Below are 15,042 nucleotides of genomic sequence, written 5' to 3'. Positions count from 1 at the left end.
GGATATTTCATGGGGCCAACACCCGCCTTTATGCTTCAACTGTTACTGGCCCTGGTTGCGGGCGGCTTTACCACGCTAACCGCTTCACCATTTGAACTATGGTGGCTTGGCCCAGTGGCGATTGCCCTGCTTTACGTAGGGATTCATACCTTAACGCCTGCCCAGGCAGCGCTTAAAGGCTGGCTCTATGGCATTGCACTCTTTGCCAGCGGCGCCTCATGGGTCTATATCTCCATTCATGATTACGGCTATACCGGCGTGCCGCTGGCAGTGTTGCTGACCGCACTTTTTGTCGCCGTACTGGCCCTTTTTTATGCGGGCACCTTCTGGCTTTACCGGCGCTTTACCACGCCCCGATTGGCATGGCTAACGTTTGCCGGTGCCTGGGTGCTGGGTGAAGTGCTGCGCACCTACCTGTTCACAGGCTTCCCTTGGCTACTAATGGGCTCAGGCTATGTCGATTCACCCTTGGCAAGCTGGGCACCAATTGGCGGTGTCTACCTACTTTCCCTGCTGGTGGTGCTTAGCGGCACACTGGCAGCTAACGTGCTTCTGCGCCGCCAGTGGTGGGCACTGGCCCCGTTACTGGCGATCTGGCTGATACCGCTGGCCTTGCCTGCACAGTGGACCACCCCTTCCAGCACACCGACTCGGGTTGCTTTACTTCAGGGCAACCTCCCGCAGTTGCTAAAGTGGACGCCAGACGGCCAGCGCATCGCAGCGAATACCTACAGCCGACTGACCGCTGAAGTCGCCGATGAGGCTGACATAATTATCTGGCCAGAAACCGCACTTCCCATGACGGAAACTCAGGCACGTCCGGTCCTGGAGCGCGTTCAGGCTAACCTTCCGCCAGGCGTTGCCTTGGTGACAGGCATCGTTCAATTGGATGAGGCTAACCGCTACTACAACAGCGTGGTGGGCATTGGCAACGTTGAAGGCAGTTATCAAAAAGAGCACCTGGTGCCCTTTGGCGAATACCTACCGCTTGAAAGCGTGCTGCGCGGTGCTATCGACTTTTTTGACCTGCCGATGTCGAGCTTTACCAAAGGCGCATCGCATCAGACGCCCATGCAGGCCTCCGGCATTCGCCTGGGCAACGCGATCTGTTATGAAATCATCTATCCGCAGCTTGTGGCGCGTCGCGCTCAGGACAGCGATGTGCTGCTGACGGTTTCCAACGACACCTGGTTTGGCGCCTCCATTGGCCCTTTCCAGCATTTGCAAATGGCACGACTTAGAGCACTTGAAAATGGTCGCTATGTAATACGCGCCACCAGTAACGGCGTTACAGCGATTATTGATGCCCACGGAAGCATCGTTGCTCAAGCGCCCCAGTTTGAAACGACAGCGTTAGTGGGTGAGTTCTATGCGATGGAGGGGTTAACACCTTTTACCCGCACCGGGAGCTGGCCTGCATGGCTACTAGCGGGGCTAATGCTGCTACCTGGCCTTCGCTTGACACGTTGTCGCGGTCGATAGGAACCTTCAACATGACACGCTACAATAGAGCACTTTTTTGATTCTGGCTGGCATAGGAATACCACTATGTTAAAATCTCGTCCTTTTTTACTACTTGTCGTGATGCCGCTGGCGCTTACTGTCGTGTTGGCGGGCGCTATCTTCGGTGGCCAGGTTATGTCTGACAGCCATGTTGGCGATGACATTCAACACGCTCTGGCAAATAAGCTGGGGACATCCCATGATATTGAGCTCTCGCAGCTGCAGGAAGTGCAGTATGGTTATGGCATCTGCGGCCTCTATCGCACAGCCTCTTCTGACAATGGCTATGCCTCCTTTTTCTACGATAAAGACAGTGAGAATATCGAACTGGATATTAACTCTCGTCTGTACAAGTCGCGCTGCGGCCTCTCTGCCGTCTGCTAAATCGCTTTCGTTGCCAGGTATTAGCCAAGTAAACGGCATATAAAAAGGGGCGACTGATCATCAGTCGCCCCTTTTTTGCTACAGACTTTTTCTACCTACGTCTACTACCTGTTTAGCTCCCTGGGGCTACTCCAAGCGGCGTTAGCTTTTTTCTATCAGCCGTTTGATATCCGCCTGAACATCCGTTATCGGGTGGCTATCCCGCACCAGGAACTGTGCATTCCCCTCTCGATCAAAGGCAAAAACAGCGCTGGAGTGTGTTACCAGGTAGTCACCATTCTCATTCTCTTCACCGTATTCGTAAGCAACGCGGTAACGGTTGGTGATCGCATCAATGTCGGCTTTATCGCCGGTCAAGCCAGTAAACTCAGGGCCAAAGGCATTGGTATAGCGTTTTAGCACCTCGGGCGTGTCACGCGCCGGGTCGACCGAAATAAACAGCACCTGAACCTCGTCGCGCGTCTCATCATCCAGCTGTCTGATCGCATCGCCTAATCTTGCCAGGGTAATGGGGCAAACATCGGGGCAAAACGTGTAGCCAAAATAGACAAGCGCTGGCTTACCCAGATATTCATCCGCTTGGACGCTGTCGCCGTTATCATCCACCAGTGAAAAATCAAGCGACGGCATAATGTCGGCAACGTCGGTGGTACGCCAGCTCTGATCACTACAACCAGCCAGTAAAAGAGACGCCAACGTGGCGAACAACAACTTGTACATATAGGGTTCCTATTCCTGGCCTTTACATCGATGCTGGAGAGACAACATTAAAGGTAACGGGCAGTTGCTGTTCATCGCTAAACTCAAGCACCACGTCAACGTCATCACCTACGTTTAAGGGCTCAACGCGGCGCATAAACATCAGATGATGACCTTTAGGCGCAAACTCAAAACGCTCGCCTGAGGCAATTTCAAGCGATGTAAGTTCGTGCATATGGGCCATACCGTCGTGCTCGGAGCTAACATGTATTTCAACACTATCAAAGGCAGGGCTTTGAGCGCCCACCAGCGTGACAGCTTCATCGCCCGCATTATAAAGCTCAAAGTAACCCGCACCGGGCGTGTTACCAGGCAGCAGGCTTAACCGAGCATTGCTTACTTCTAGCGTCTGCGCCTGCGCAACACCTGCCGTTAATAGCAGTGCTAACGCGCTTAACGCCAGCCGCTGAGTCACTCGTTGGGCCATGACATTCAGTGCCTTGTTCGCCATTACTTCGATGCTCCCTTTAAATAAACACGGTTAAACGGCACACGCGCCAAGCTCGCACGTACTGGCCTATCGCATGTCGTTATGAATCTTTGGCTACCATAGCGCCATCCAGGTGTTCTACAACCCTCCTGCGACATTATGACAGCACCCTCGGCCTGCCGATATTAGGCGAGAACGCGGCGCGGTTTGTGTTTGCCACAAAGGGGGCGCCCAGAAGCATAGGAACGGCGGTTACGAATAGCCCCCTAAAAAGAGTTCAACGCCTATCTCCTTAAGCCCGGAAATAGACGTGGGGCCTGCTGAAATCCCAACTACCGCGTTAGAAACATTTAAACCAACAAGGTTCTAAAACCAACACTTCTATTAATGGCCGGAAAAGCGGTCAGTGCATGATTGATTCAATCATAAACAAACAACCGATCAAGCACTTAAAATCGATATTTATAAACGATCTTGCCAAGCTATTGCTGCAAACAATCTTTATAAACACGCCCAGCTTTCATAATCATGCGCAAGTTACGCTCTGGATCTTTAAGAAAATCAAGATCTTTGCTTGGGTCACCATCAACGACCAGCAGGTCGGCTAGCGCACCAGGCTCAATACGCCCAAGCACTCCCGGATACGGGTTACGCGGCCCCGAGAGAGAAAGTAGCTCCCCGTTACGCCCCGTCGCCATTGCCAATGCGGTCAACGGGTCGTAGAAACGCGTTAGCTTAGCCAAGTGATGCAGCTGGTTGGGGGTATTTTGAGGATTAAAAAGAATATCCGTTCCCCAGCCAGTTTTAACGTTAAATCGCTGGGCCATTTCATACGCGCGAACCGTTCCTTCGGCAACTTGCCGCTGAGACTCTCGGCGTGCCGCATCCGGGTAAACGTTGGAATCTTCATCCTGCAGAAAAGGCTGAAGGCTCCACCACACATCTTCACCGGCCATCATTCGAACGGTCTCTTCATCTGCCAACTGACCATGTTCAATTGAGCGTACGCCTGCCCGCAGGGCACGCTGAATACCCCGGGAGGTGTAGACATGAACCATGACATAGGTGCCCCAGTCACCGGCTGCCTCAACCGCTGCGCGAAGCTCGCGCTCGCTAAACTGTGTACTGTCGAGCGGATCATAAAATGACGCGACGCCACCACCCGCAATCAGCTTTATTTGAGAAGCCCCCAGCATCAACTGCTCACGCGTGCGCCTAAGCACTTCCGCTTCACCGTCAGCAATCATGGCGACCCCTTGCTGCTCCGTGTAACTTAGCGGGGTTGTACTACCACGAGGCAATTCGTGCCGCATTCGGAAATCACCGTGCCCGGATGTCTGGGAAATCATGGCGCCTGCGGGAAATATCCGCGGTCCGTTCACGATGCCTTCGTCAATGGCTCTCTTCAGTGCAAATGACGGCCCTCCCACATCTCTGACCGACGTAACCCCTCGCATCAGCGTTCGCTCGGCCTCTTTTGCGGCGACCAAATGGATATAACCAATATCCGCGCTCATGGCTTCCATCTGTGTAATAGCGGCTAGCGTGGAGTGCCAATGCGCATCGATTAAGCCAGGCATCAACACGCGCCCATCGCAGTCGATAACGTCCCCGGACTCAGCGCCAGCATTCCCTTCAAGAATAGCGCTGACTCGCCCATCCTCTACCTTAACGGATACGCCATCGCGCAACGGGCCACCACTTCCATCAAAAAGCGTTAAGTTGGTGAGTAGCACAGGGCCGTCATGCGCTTTTGAGGGCTGATCAACCACGTGTGGCGTATGTACACCTGCAAACAGCGCCATGACCGCTGCCGGCCCACCCAGCATTTCGCGGCGAGCAATCTCTGCCATAACGCGCTCATGAAAATGCTGTAAGACAGGTGAACCACAGCAGCAAGCGCCATGGTTATTAGGACGGTGTTGTGCGCTAAACGCGGGGGCTAATGAGTAACGGGTAGTGGGCGGCATTGTTAGCACCTCGCTTAAACATGAGAAGGATAGTTTTTTTGTAGAATACCCGGATGATCGGAGCAGCCTTTACAGGCTGCCCTGTTCGCTTAGCACGTCAGGAATGGTCATTTTTACATAGCGCCCTGGTGCTGACTCAATCACCTCAAGCTTACCGTCGCCGGGTGTGCGCGAGGGCACCATTTTCTGGGTATCCGCATAACCATTCTGTGTCATCCATGCCTGCCAGTGCGGCCACCAGGACCCCTCATTAAACGCCGCTGTTTCAAGCCACGCTTCATGGCTTTCTGGCAGTGCGTCGTTACTCCAATAACCGTACTTGTTCTTTTGCGGTGGATTAACGATACCGGCGATATGCCCCGAGCCACCTAATACAAACGTGACGGGGCCTTTAGGCAGCAACGCCCCATAATAGGTGCTGTTCCACTTGGCAATATGGTCCTCTTTGGTCGACACGAAATAACTGGGGGTGGAGATCTTGCGTAAATCAATTTTTACGCCATCAAGCTCAATACCACCCGGCGCGACCAAACGGTTTTCAAGATACATGTGGCGTAAATACCAGGCATGCGTGCCCGCCGGTAGGTTCGTGCCATCCGTATTCCAGTGGAGAAGGTCAAAGGCGGCGGGCATCTCTCCTTTCAGGTAGTTATTGATATAAAACGACCAGAAAAGATCATTTTCACGCAGCAGGTTAAAGGTGTAAGCCATTGAGCGACCATCCAGATAGCCCTTTAGCTGCATGGTTTGCTCAAGCCCTTGCACCACGGCTTCGTTCAGGAAAACGCCGATATCGCCGGGGTCACGAAAATCCTGCAGCGTGGCCATGTAGGTGACCGACTTCACCTTTCGCCCCTTGCGGGTACTTGTTAGATAAGCAACGGTCGAAGCCGTCAGGGTGCCGCCCACGCAGTAGCTCACCAGGTTGACCGACTTCTCACCACAGGCATCCTCAATGGCGCTAATCGCACTGATCGGCCCCATTTGCATGTAATCGGCCCAGGTAATGTCGCGCTGTTCGGGGCCAGGATTGCGCCATGAAATTAAAAATACGGTGTGGCCCTGGTCCACCATCCACTTGACCATGGAATTATCCTGGCGCAGATCAAGGATGTAATACTTGTTGATCCAGGGCGGCACGATTAACAGCGGCGTTTTAAAGGTCTTCTCAGTGGTGGGCGTGTACTGAATCAGTTGAATTAACTCGTTTTCATACACGACTGCCCCAGGGGTAACCGCGATGTTTTCCCCGATACCAAACGCATTGCGCTCGGTCATACACACATTGATGCCTTCCGCTGAGTTGGCAAGGTCTTCACGCAGCCGAGATAGCCCTTCTACCAGATTTTGCCCACGGGTTTGCAGCGTTCGCCGCATCACCTCAGGGTTAGTAGAAACGAAATTGGTGGGCGACATGGCATTGACGAGCTGACGGGCATAAAACCCCAGATTTCGTTTCTGGAGGTCATCCATACCTTCAAGGCTTTCGATCAGTTCTTCTACTACCTGCGAAAACAGCAGGTACTGCTGCATGATCGCCGCATAGTGCGGGTCTTGCGTCCAGGCATCGTCTTTAAAGCGCCGGTCGCTTTTGGAGGGGGTGATCAGCGGTGTGACCTGCTCACCAGACAAAGCACGCATGCTTTGCTGCCATAGCAGCCACTGATCTTGCAGCAGGCGCGCTTGGGTTTGCCACAGCAAGGTTGGGTTATTCATTAATGCCTGCGCACCCGCCTCGAAGCTTTTGCGCATATCGCTATAGACCGAGTCGGCCGCCTCGCTTGGGGCCATGCGTGCCAGCAGATCCTGCATAAGCCCCTGGTACTGCTCAGCGGCCTCTTTCAGTTGCGTATTCCATGCCTCAATGTCTTCTTGAGACACTCCCTGCTGAAACATGTCGTGCAATGGTCGTTTCCACCCCTGCATACTGAATCCCCTTATAACAATACGGCGCCTAGAGGCGCCGTGAGTTAGCCGACTTCTTATTTTTTCCGTGAAGACTGGCTCGAGGCGGATCCAGAAGCACCAGGCTGTTGGCCTTTTGCGGCGGCAGTCGCCTGCTCGGTCATTTGCTGCCCGGCATCACTGAAGAGTTTTTCCATTTCCGTTTTGAACTGCAGGCTCATCTCACCCATGGCACGGGCGTCTTCCTGCATTTGCTGGGAAAGCTCGTTCATGATTTCAGCCTGCTGGGTGCCGAAGTCACGCAGGCTTTCTGCATCTTGAATGCTGGTGGCACTGCGGATGCGCTCGGTGCCCATTTGGCTATAGCGCTTCATGGCTTCCAGTTGATACTGGGTCATTTTTTCCATGTTGTTGAGCATCAGCGAGTTAATTTTGCGCATGGGCTCAAACATTTGGCGGGTCTGGGCGTTAAAAGCGTCCATCATATCGTCTTGCATAGTGTCTAATCCTCTTCCGTTTCAGAGTGTGGGCGCTTTCGCGCCCCCCTACGAAGTGATTTGCTGCACTGCAAAAAGAGTAATCCTTGACCGGGTGCTTTGCAATAACACTGTTTTCAATAACACTGTTTTCAAGAGCCCTGGATGACGGCGCTCATTAACTGGCCGTTATGCACCTCGCCACATTACTCGGTTTTTCCCTTGCCACGCGAACGCGAGGACGCCGTTGCTTTGGCATTAGGCGCTCTCTCGCTGCTCGACGCATCATTGTCCGCCGCTTGATCATCAGGGGCGGCACTGCTGGCATTGCCTGCCTGGCGCAACATATCCAACATCATCTGCTGGTAAGCTCCAAAGTTGGCCAACCCTTGAGAAAGCCCCTGCTGCATCATGGGCTGCTGCAAAAAGGGGCGCATCAAACTCATGGGGTCATACCCTTCTGCACCCGACTCCATTTGCCGCTGAATATTTTCCAGCAGGCTTTGCTGGAATGCCTCTACATCAGGAAGCCCCAATGCTTGACGAAATTCATCCGGGGTCAGATCAAACTCAACGTTAATCTTCATGGGTTACTCCTCAGCCATCTTCCTTGAGTGTAGCAGCGTTACGCCAAGCCGTACGCCGCTTTAATGCTGCGCTAAACGGGGTGTATCAACGCTAACCTCACCGTTTTGCCCACGCTGGCGCAGCCAGTGGTCAAGCAATGTAATCGCCATCATGGCTTCGGCAATCGGCGTGGCGCGAATCCCCACGCAAGGGTCGTGGCGACCTTTGGTAATCACCTCGACCGGCTGGCCGTTAACATCAATGGAACGCCCAGGCGTCGTAATGCTGGAGGTCGGCTTAAGCGCCAGCCTGGCCACAATCGGTTGCCCACTGGAAATACCGCCCAATATGCCACCGGCATGATTGGACAAGAAGCCTTCCGGCGTCATCTCGTCGCGGTGTTCGCTACCGCGCTGGGCAACGGATTCAAAACCCGCACCAATCTCAATACCTTTTACCGCATTAATACTCATCAAACCGTGCGCCAGCTCAGCATCCAGGCGATCAAACACCGGCTCACCCAGCCCGACCGGAACGCCCTCAGCGACCACGGTAATCTCGGCACCGACGGAATCCTGGTCACGGCGCAGCTGATCCATATACGCTTCAAGCTCGGCTACTTTGGCGGGATCGGGGCAGAAAAACGCATTCTGCTCGACGGCCTCCCACTGCTTAAACTCAATCTTGATGGGGCCCAGCTGGCTCATATAGCCACGAATTTGTACGCCTTGGGCGGCCAAGTACTTCTTGGCGATAGCACCCGCGGCTACCCGCATGGCCGTTTCGCGGGCGCTTGAGCGGCCGCCGCCCCGATAGTCACGGTGGCCATATTTATGGTGGTACGTGTAGTCCGCATGGGCGGGGCGGAACTGGTCCTTGATTTTCGAGTAGTCCTTGGAGCGCTGGTCGGTATTCTCGATCAGTAGGCCAATGGAGGTGCCAGTGGTTTTTCCCTCAAACACGCCCGATAAAATCCTCACCTGATCAGGCTCTTTGCGCTGCGTGGTGTGGCGAGAACTACCTGGGCGACGACGGTCCAGGTCGCGCTGTAAATCCTCTTCACACAGCGCAAGCCCCGGCGGGCAACCATCTACAATGGCGCCCAGCGCAATGCCATGGCTCTCTCCAAAGGTGGTAACGGTAAACAGCTTGCCAAAACTATTGCCAGACATGGGCGTTCATTCCTTACGCAAAAGACGCCGCATGGGCGTCGAGTTCATCGGCGCTCAAAGCAAATACGCCTTGGCCGCCGCGCTCGAAGTCAAGCCACAGGAAAGGTACGTCGGGAAACGCAGCCTCCACGTGGCGGTCAGAATTGCCCACTTCGACAATCAGCCAACCTGTATCGCTCAAATGGCTGCGCGCCTCGCGCAAAATACGCCGCACAATATCCAGGCCATCTTTACCGGCACCCAGTGCCAGCGCGGGCTCATGGCGGAACTCAGCGGGCATGGTAGCCAAATCACGCGCATCGACGTAGGGCGGGTTGGAAACAATCAGGTCAAAGCGCTGGCCTTCCAGCCCGTCAAATACATCCGAGGCGACCGCCCGTATCCGGTCACCCACGTCATGGCGGGTAATATTTTCCCGGGCAACGGCCAGCGCATCCTGGCTAATATCGGCAAGCGTCACTTCGCAGGTAGGCAAATAAAGGCCGGTTGCAATCCCTATACAACCAGAGCCGGTGCATAAATCCAGCACGCTCTCCGGCGGCTCTTCCGGGAACCAGGCCGAAAAACCGTCTTCGATCAGCTCGGCAATCGGCGAACGCGGAATCAGCACTCGCTCATCAACATTGAAGGGGTGGCCTGCAAAAAAGGCCTCGCCCAGCAGGTACGGCAATGGCTGGCGGCTGGCTACCCGCTTCCGGGTCAGGGCGATAATACGCTGGCGCTCAACAGGCAAAAGCCGTGCTTCCAAAACGGCGGGGTCGACGTTCCAGGGCAGATGAAGTGCCCCCAGGCAGAGCGCAACGGCTTCATCCCAGGCAGACTCGGTGCCGTGACCATAGTGCAGCCCGGCCAGATAGAACTCGCTGGATACCCAGCGCAGATAGTCGCGTAGTGTAAAAAGATCGCTCACCAACGCCGTATCCGGCAACGAAAGGGTTGAGTGAGAGGTCTCAGCATTGAGGTGCGTGGTCACAGCGACTCCTGATAAACGAAAACCATCCATGCAGCCACATGCGGCTACACTCATTGATAAAGAAAAGATTGTACCTTTGACGCCGCCCGGTTCACAGCGCCGCTCAGCTCGCTATACTGTCGGCACTTTATATGCTTTCTTGTTTTACTCTTTCTGCCTTTTCACACTTTGAGCTTGATATGACGCGACGCCACCTGCCCAACGATGACGATATCAGCGCTTTTCGCCAGGCGCTGAAAGCAGCAGGCGTACGCCGTATTGCACATAATCAAGCCGACCCCGGCAAGCCCAAGCGCAATGATGAAGCCCAACAGGCACGGCGTAATGCGGCGGTTCAAAACAGCACAGTACAAGCCAGCGGCCGCACATCGGATGGCCGGGTCGAGGCCGTGCGCCCGTCTGAGTACCTTGAGTTTAGCGTGCCCGATTTACCCTGGCGTACCTTCAGCCAGTTAAAGCGTGGCCAAACCGAGTGGCAGGCGGGGCTTGACCTGCACGGCTACACGCTTGAAGAAGCCCGCGCGGAGCTTGAAAGCTTCTTGCGCGATGCATCAAGCCAAGGGCTGCGCTGCGTGCTGGTGGTTCACGGCAAGGCGTGGGGCACCACTTCAGATTTTCCGGTGCTTAAGAGTCACACCAATACCTGGTTACGCGAATGGCCGGGGGTGCTGGCCTTTTGCTCGGCCATTGATATTGATGGCGGCACCGGAGCAGTCTATATATTGCTGCGTAAGCGCGGGGCGTAACGCCGCTCAGCCGCTCTCTTCACTGCTCTGCTTGCGCTTTTCCAGCGGCTCGCTGCCTCACTCTGTCGCATCCGAGGCAATGCTGGGCATGCGCCGCTCCAGCGCCTCATCGGCCAAGTGCCGCCCCAGGCGGATCAAGTCTTTAGCGCGATGAAACTCATACGTGCTGCATACCGTCTTGGGAATCTCGATCAATATATCGGGCGGATAACCGGCAATTTTGTATTTTGCCAGGGCCGCTTGGGTAATATCAAACGACTCTAAAATCATATCGAGCTTGCTCCACTCGCGCTTGCCTCGCGTCTCAACACTCTCTTCAGCGCCAGCTTCCACGCCGCTGTCCACTTCACTGCTGCCAAGCCCCTCCCATAAACGCAGGGTGGCTTGGCGCACGTCGCTCATCCAGCCGCCAATTTTTTCATCACGGTCACGCTCTTGCGCCGTTCGGCTGTCATTTTCCTCGTGCTCACGGGGCAGGAGTTCTTCCAACGACACCGGCTGCGGGCTATGTGCCGTTACGTTAATCGCAATTACCAGATCTGCTTCGTGGGCAGAAATAACCGGCATGATAGGCAGCGGATTAAGAAGCCCGCCATCAACCAGCACCTGGTCACCAACATTGACCGGCGTAATGACGCCTGGAATGGCGATAGAGGCACGAATGGCGCGCAGTAACGGGCCATTTTGAAACCACACTTCGCGCTGGCGAACCAGGTCAGTCGCCACCGTTGTCACCGGAATAGGCAAATCCTCAATGAGCACATCGCCTACCAACGCTTCCAACTTACTCATCACCTTATTGGCACGCATGGCACCCATCGGGCTCCAGGTCACATCCACCAGCTTTAGCACATCCAGATAATCGAGATTACAGACCCACTCCCGATACTCGGGCAGTTTGCCAGAAGCGTAGATGCCACCAATCAGGGCGCCCATGGAGCATCCCGCCACTGAAATAATCTCAAAGCCTCGTGCCTCCAGGGCTTCAATGACACCGATATGGGCATAACCGCGCGCCCCGCCACTGCCCAACACCAAAGCCACTTTTTTCCCGCTACCCGCGTGCGTCAGTTGATTCATTGGCTATTCCTATTGCTCTTGAGCCGACCGTATAACCGTTTTACACGGCTGCCTCCCAGTGGGCGGCGGCGAGTTCAGCCACAGCGGCAACCGCTTTAGATTCTAAATGCAGATGATGCCCGCCAGGCAACACATGGCGGGTCAGATCGTTAACCGCCAAGCGCGCCTGCTCGGCCCAGGCACGCTTTCCTAAAATACCCTGCTCGCCTTCAATCAGTAGTACTGGCGCCTGAATACACGCTAACAGAGCCAGCACCTGCTCAGGGGTAAAGCGCACCAGAGAGGGTTTTAGCAGTCGACTATCCGTACGCATTTGTAGATAGCCATCGGCAGTTGCTTGCGTATTACGCTCAACCAACGGCATCGCCGTTACGCTATCCAGCGTGGTGACGCCACCGGCTACCCGCGCGGCAACCGCACTTTCGATATCAGCATAGCGTGGTGGGCGGGAAAGCGGGCGACGATGGGCAATAAGCCCTTTGCGCAACTGGCTGGCAGTTTCTTCCGCAGGCGTATTCAACGCCCCCAGCCCGTCAATCAAGGTTAACCGGGCAATACGCTCTGGCATGGCGGCGGCCAGTAGGCAGGCAACCGCTGCGCCCATGGAGTGGGCCAGTAAAGAAGCCTGTTCAATACCCAGCGCGTCCAGCGCATCAAGCACGTCGTGGCAGTAATCCCACAACGCATAGTCGCTTCCGAAAGCGGCGTGCTGGGAGTGCCCATGGCCACGAAAATCAATGGCTACCACGCGGATATCCAGCGCATCTGCCAAAAGCGGTGCCAAGCGGCTAAAGCTTGCCGCGTTATCCAGCCAGCCGTGTAGCGCCAGCCAGACAGGTGCATCCACGCGGCCCCAGCCCAGTGCGGCCAAGCGCCCTTGCGCAAGCACCAGCGGTTGCGCGGAGTGTCGAGACGCGGGTTGGAGGGTCGGTTCACACATACGTTGTTTTCCTGATGAAGCGGCCATCTCGTTGGCAAATAACGCGACGCCTTTAATGTTCCTGAAGTAAGCGTTCAGGCAATGTCTGGATGACGGTATCAGTAACAAACGTTACCATGCCAGGCGCAATTCTTCCGTCGCTTTTACCCAACCCTTGCTAATGGTGCTGCCATGAAACCACGCCGCGATACACGCGCCCGTAACCTTGTTTTTTTTATTGCTGTTGTTAGTGCCATCGTCGTGGGGTTGTGGCTAGCGCGCTAGGCTTGCCTAATCGCCGTTCAACGCTTGCAATTTAAACCTCACGAATAAATACTGTATATACATACACATTACATTCAGTGAGGATGCCGACGATGTCGTTGCCTCCATCGACGCTCGTGCCCACCTTGCCGTTAACTTCTCAGCCGTTGCCTTTTTCATCGTTACAAGGCCGTGCGGGCTTTAGCGGCTTTCCATCACCAGCGCAGGATTACGAACCGCGTACGCTCGACCTCAACACGCGGTTAATTAAAAACCCTACCCAGACGTTCTACCTTTCCGCCGCTGGTGACAGTATGGAAGGTTGGGGGATTTTTGATGGCGACCTGCTGGTCGTTGACCGCAGCATTAAGCCTCGGCTAGGGCACATTCTGGTTGCCATGTTTGAAGAGGAAGTGCTGATTAAGCGCTACGCCCTCTACCAAAATACGCCGCATCTCTGCTCCGCGCATCCTCACTACCCGCCGCTTCCTTTGGAAGGCACCGAGTGCCAGCTATGGGGAGTAGTGCGTGCCGTCATTCATGAGTATGTCCGATGATTGGCCTGGTCGATGCCAACAACTTTTACGTCAGTTGTGAGCGTGTGTTTGATCCTGCGCTGGAAGGCAAACCGGTTGGCGTTATGTCGAACAACGACGGCTGTATCATCGCCCGCTCTGCCGAGATGAAAGCCATGGACATCCCCATGGGCATGCCATCGTTTAAGCTCGAAAGCCTGCGTAAGCATGGTGACATTTACCTCAAGTCATCCAACTATGAGCTGTATGGCGATATGTCGGCCAGGCTGTGCCAGCTACTGCGCGATACCTGCCCAGCCGTGTCACCGTACTCCATTGATGAAATGTTTATTTACTTGGAGGCGTTCAGCAATCAGCAGTGCCAAACCCTGGGCGAATGGCTGCGTCGGCGGATTCGGCGTCATTTAGGCCTGCCGGTATGCGTCGGGCTGGCCCCTACGCATACGCTGGCGAAGCTTGCCAACCACTTGGCCAAGCAGGCGACTCACTATCAAGGCGTGTGCCTGCTAACGGGAAAAGATGCGGCAACGACCGCCCTGCTTAAACAAACGCCGGTGGGCAGCGTATGGGGCGTTGGGCGCCGGATTGCTGAGCGGTTAGCGATCAGTAATATTAATACCGCTTGGGACTTGCGTGAGGCTGACCTTCGGCTACTGCGCAAACATTTTTCGGTAGTGCTGGCCCGCACGGCGCTGGAGCTGCGCGGTACACCCTGCCTGCAGATGAATACGCTGGATCAACCGCGCCACCGCATTATGACGTCGCGCTCATTCGGCCAATCAACCGGTAGTAAAACAGAAGTACATAACGCGTTACGCCAACATGCCCAGCGCAGCGCCGAAAAACTCCGTCAGCAGCGCAGCCTCACGCGAGCCGTGATGATTTTTCTAAACACCAACCGCCACCGCCGAGACCAACCCCAGTATTCTCCCCACGCCATGGTGCCCCTGCCCTCACCCAGCGACGATACGCGCACAATTCTTGAGGCCGTTCACCAAGGGGTTGAACAGGTTTACCGGCCAGGCTACCGGTTTATGAAGGCAGGTGTGATGCTATTGGACCTGGTTGATGCCGAGCAGCACCAGCTCTCGTTGCTACATCAACCGCCGCGGAACCGATACCCTTACTTAATGGCCACCCTGGATAATATCAATCAGCGCATGGGGCAAGGCACCATCAGCTTTGGCATGACGGATGCCGATGCCGCCTGGCAGCTGCGCAGCGCTCATTGTTCAAACCGCTACACCACACGCTGGGACGAGTTGATGCAGGCAGGCACTCACCCTGGCGCTATCAAGCAATCTGCTTTACGTAAGTAACCACTGCTATCTCAATTACGATCTCAACTCCTGTCTCAG

Annotated in this window: 15 protein-coding genes; 5 read left to right on the top strand and 10 right to left on the bottom strand. The window is 55.1% G+C overall.

The window, feature by feature from the left end:
• The first annotated feature begins 9 nt into the window (after nt 1–9).
• Together lnt and ACT3TY_RS04115 are read left to right on the top strand one after the other, a co-directional pair.
• Nucleotides 10–1,482 carry an apolipoprotein N-acyltransferase gene (gene lnt / locus ACT3TY_RS04120; protein WP_444627428.1) on the top strand — a complete coding sequence of 491 codons (1,473 nt, stop codon included), beginning with the start codon at nt 10–12 and terminating at the stop codon, nt 1,480–1,482.
• 66 nt (nt 1,483–1,548) lie between these two features.
• Nucleotides 1,549–1,887: a hypothetical protein gene (locus ACT3TY_RS04115; RefSeq protein WP_172117139.1), complete on the top strand. Its 339-nt coding sequence runs from the start codon at nt 1,549–1,551 to the stop codon at nt 1,885–1,887.
• Between the two features lie 141 nt (nt 1,888–2,028).
• Here ACT3TY_RS04115 and ACT3TY_RS04110 read toward each other — a convergent pair whose 3' ends face one another.
• The 8 genes from ACT3TY_RS04110 to prmB all read right to left on the bottom strand — a co-directional run bounded on the left by ACT3TY_RS04110 (nt 2,029) and on the right by prmB (nt 10,139).
• A complete protein-coding gene (locus tag ACT3TY_RS04110; protein ID WP_172117140.1) occupies nt 2,029–2,607 on the bottom strand; it encodes an SCO family protein in 579 nt (192 codons plus the stop codon).
• A gap of 22 nt (nt 2,608–2,629) precedes the next feature.
• Nucleotides 2,630–3,097 (bottom strand): copper chaperone PCu(A)C, encoded by a 468-nt coding sequence (locus ACT3TY_RS04105; protein ID WP_172117141.1) that lies wholly within the window; start codon nt 3,095–3,097, stop codon nt 2,630–2,632.
• Nucleotides 3,098–3,558: 461 nt separating this feature from the next.
• Nucleotides 3,559–4,929, bottom strand: coding sequence for a metal-dependent hydrolase family protein (locus tag ACT3TY_RS04100; protein WP_226912154.1), 1,371 nt, complete (start codon nt 4,927–4,929; stop codon nt 3,559–3,561).
• A 186-nt stretch (nt 4,930–5,115) separates the two neighbouring features.
• Complete coding sequence (phaC, locus tag ACT3TY_RS04095; protein WP_444627426.1) at nt 5,116–6,972, bottom strand: class I poly(R)-hydroxyalkanoic acid synthase; 1,857 nt, start codon at nt 6,970–6,972, stop codon at nt 5,116–5,118.
• Nucleotides 6,973–7,028: 56 nt separating this feature from the next.
• A complete protein-coding gene (locus ACT3TY_RS04090) occupies nt 7,029–7,448 on the bottom strand; it encodes a phasin family protein (protein WP_172117143.1) in 420 nt (139 codons plus the stop codon).
• A 185-nt stretch (nt 7,449–7,633) separates the two neighbouring features.
• On the bottom strand, nt 7,634–8,014 hold the full coding sequence (locus ACT3TY_RS04085) for a hypothetical protein (RefSeq protein ID WP_444627425.1): 381 nt from the start codon (nt 8,012–8,014) through the stop codon (nt 7,634–7,636).
• 60 nt (nt 8,015–8,074) lie between these two features.
• Nucleotides 8,075–9,166 (bottom strand): chorismate synthase, encoded by a 1,092-nt coding sequence (gene aroC, locus ACT3TY_RS04080; RefSeq protein WP_444627424.1) that lies wholly within the window; start codon nt 9,164–9,166, stop codon nt 8,075–8,077.
• Nucleotides 9,167–9,179: 13 nt separating this feature from the next.
• Nucleotides 9,180–10,139 (bottom strand): 50S ribosomal protein L3 N(5)-glutamine methyltransferase, encoded by a 960-nt coding sequence (gene prmB / locus ACT3TY_RS04075; protein ID WP_172117146.1) that lies wholly within the window; start codon nt 10,137–10,139, stop codon nt 9,180–9,182.
• Between the two features lie 179 nt (nt 10,140–10,318).
• Here prmB and ACT3TY_RS04070 point away from each other — a divergent pair, with 179 nt between their 5' ends.
• Nucleotides 10,319–10,885, top strand: coding sequence for a Smr/MutS family protein (locus ACT3TY_RS04070; protein ID WP_444627422.1), 567 nt, complete (start codon nt 10,319–10,321; stop codon nt 10,883–10,885).
• A 57-nt stretch (nt 10,886–10,942) separates the two neighbouring features.
• Here the strand turns inward: ACT3TY_RS04070 and ACT3TY_RS04065 are convergent, their stop codons facing one another.
• Together ACT3TY_RS04065 and ACT3TY_RS04060 are read right to left on the bottom strand one after the other, a co-directional pair.
• The gene (locus ACT3TY_RS04065) at nt 10,943–11,965 is read right to left on the bottom strand and encodes a patatin-like phospholipase family protein (protein WP_444627421.1); all 1,023 of its coding nucleotides are present in this window, start codon (nt 11,963–11,965) and stop codon (nt 10,943–10,945) included.
• Between the two features lie 40 nt (nt 11,966–12,005).
• On the bottom strand, nt 12,006–12,905 hold the full coding sequence (locus ACT3TY_RS04060; RefSeq protein WP_444627419.1) for an alpha/beta fold hydrolase: 900 nt from the start codon (nt 12,903–12,905) through the stop codon (nt 12,006–12,008).
• Between the two features lie 356 nt (nt 12,906–13,261).
• Between ACT3TY_RS04060 and ACT3TY_RS04055 the strand changes: the two genes are divergently transcribed.
• Together ACT3TY_RS04055 and ACT3TY_RS04050 are read left to right on the top strand one after the other, a co-directional pair.
• Entirely contained in the window at nt 13,262–13,705 is a 444-nt protein-coding gene (locus ACT3TY_RS04055; RefSeq protein WP_087106828.1) for a LexA family protein, read from the top strand.
• Complete coding sequence (locus ACT3TY_RS04050) at nt 13,702–15,003, top strand: Y-family DNA polymerase (protein ID WP_444627418.1); 1,302 nt, start codon at nt 13,702–13,704, stop codon at nt 15,001–15,003. Before ACT3TY_RS04055 ends, ACT3TY_RS04050 begins: the two co-directional genes overlap by 4 nt.
• The last annotated feature ends 39 nt before the right edge of the window (nt 15,004–15,042 follow it).

The organism is Halomonas sp. AOP22-C1-8 (assembly GCF_052378905.1).
GTDB classification, from domain to species: domain Bacteria; phylum Pseudomonadota; class Gammaproteobacteria; order Pseudomonadales; family Halomonadaceae; genus Vreelandella; species Vreelandella citrativorans.
The sequence above is the reverse complement of the archived record's forward strand: the minus strand, read 5'-3'. Positions and strand labels throughout refer to the sequence as shown.

Bases quoted from the DNA above. Each gene is read 5' to 3' on its own strand.
- ACT3TY_RS04115 (WP_172117139.1), top strand. From the start codon at position 1,549: ATGTTAAAATCTCGTCCTTTTTTACTACTTGTCGTGATGCCGCTGGCG.
- ACT3TY_RS04085 (WP_444627425.1), bottom strand. From the start codon at position 8,014: ATGAAGATTAACGTTGAGTTTGATCTGACCCCGGATGAATTTCGTCAA.
- ACT3TY_RS04070 (WP_444627422.1), top strand. From the start codon at position 10,319: ATGACGCGACGCCACCTGCCCAACGATGACGATATCAGCGCTTTTCGC.
- aroC (WP_444627424.1), bottom strand. From the start codon at position 9,166: ATGTCTGGCAATAGTTTTGGCAAGCTGTTTACCGTTACCACCTTTGGA.
- ACT3TY_RS04060 (WP_444627419.1), bottom strand. From the start codon at position 12,905: ATGTGTGAACCGACCCTCCAACCCGCGTCTCGACACTCCGCGCAACCG.
- ACT3TY_RS04055 (WP_087106828.1), top strand. From the start codon at position 13,262: ATGTCGTTGCCTCCATCGACGCTCGTGCCCACCTTGCCGTTAACTTCT.
- ACT3TY_RS04100 (WP_226912154.1), bottom strand. From the start codon at position 4,929: ATGGCAGAGATTGCTCGCCGCGAAATGCTGGGTGGGCCGGCAGCGGTC.
- ACT3TY_RS04110 (WP_172117140.1), bottom strand. From the start codon at position 2,607: ATGTACAAGTTGTTGTTCGCCACGTTGGCGTCTCTTTTACTGGCTGGT.
- ACT3TY_RS04065 (WP_444627421.1), bottom strand. From the start codon at position 11,965: ATGAATCAACTGACGCACGCGGGTAGCGGGAAAAAAGTGGCTTTGGTG.
- lnt (WP_444627428.1), top strand. From the start codon at position 10: ATGGGGCCAACACCCGCCTTTATGCTTCAACTGTTACTGGCCCTGGTT.
- ACT3TY_RS04050 (WP_444627418.1), top strand. From the start codon at position 13,702: ATGATTGGCCTGGTCGATGCCAACAACTTTTACGTCAGTTGTGAGCGT.
- phaC (WP_444627426.1), bottom strand. From the start codon at position 6,972: ATGCAGGGGTGGAAACGACCATTGCACGACATGTTTCAGCAGGGAGTG.
- ACT3TY_RS04105 (WP_172117141.1), bottom strand. From the start codon at position 3,097: ATGGCGAACAAGGCACTGAATGTCATGGCCCAACGAGTGACTCAGCGG.
- ACT3TY_RS04090 (WP_172117143.1), bottom strand. From the start codon at position 7,448: ATGCAAGACGATATGATGGACGCTTTTAACGCCCAGACCCGCCAAATG.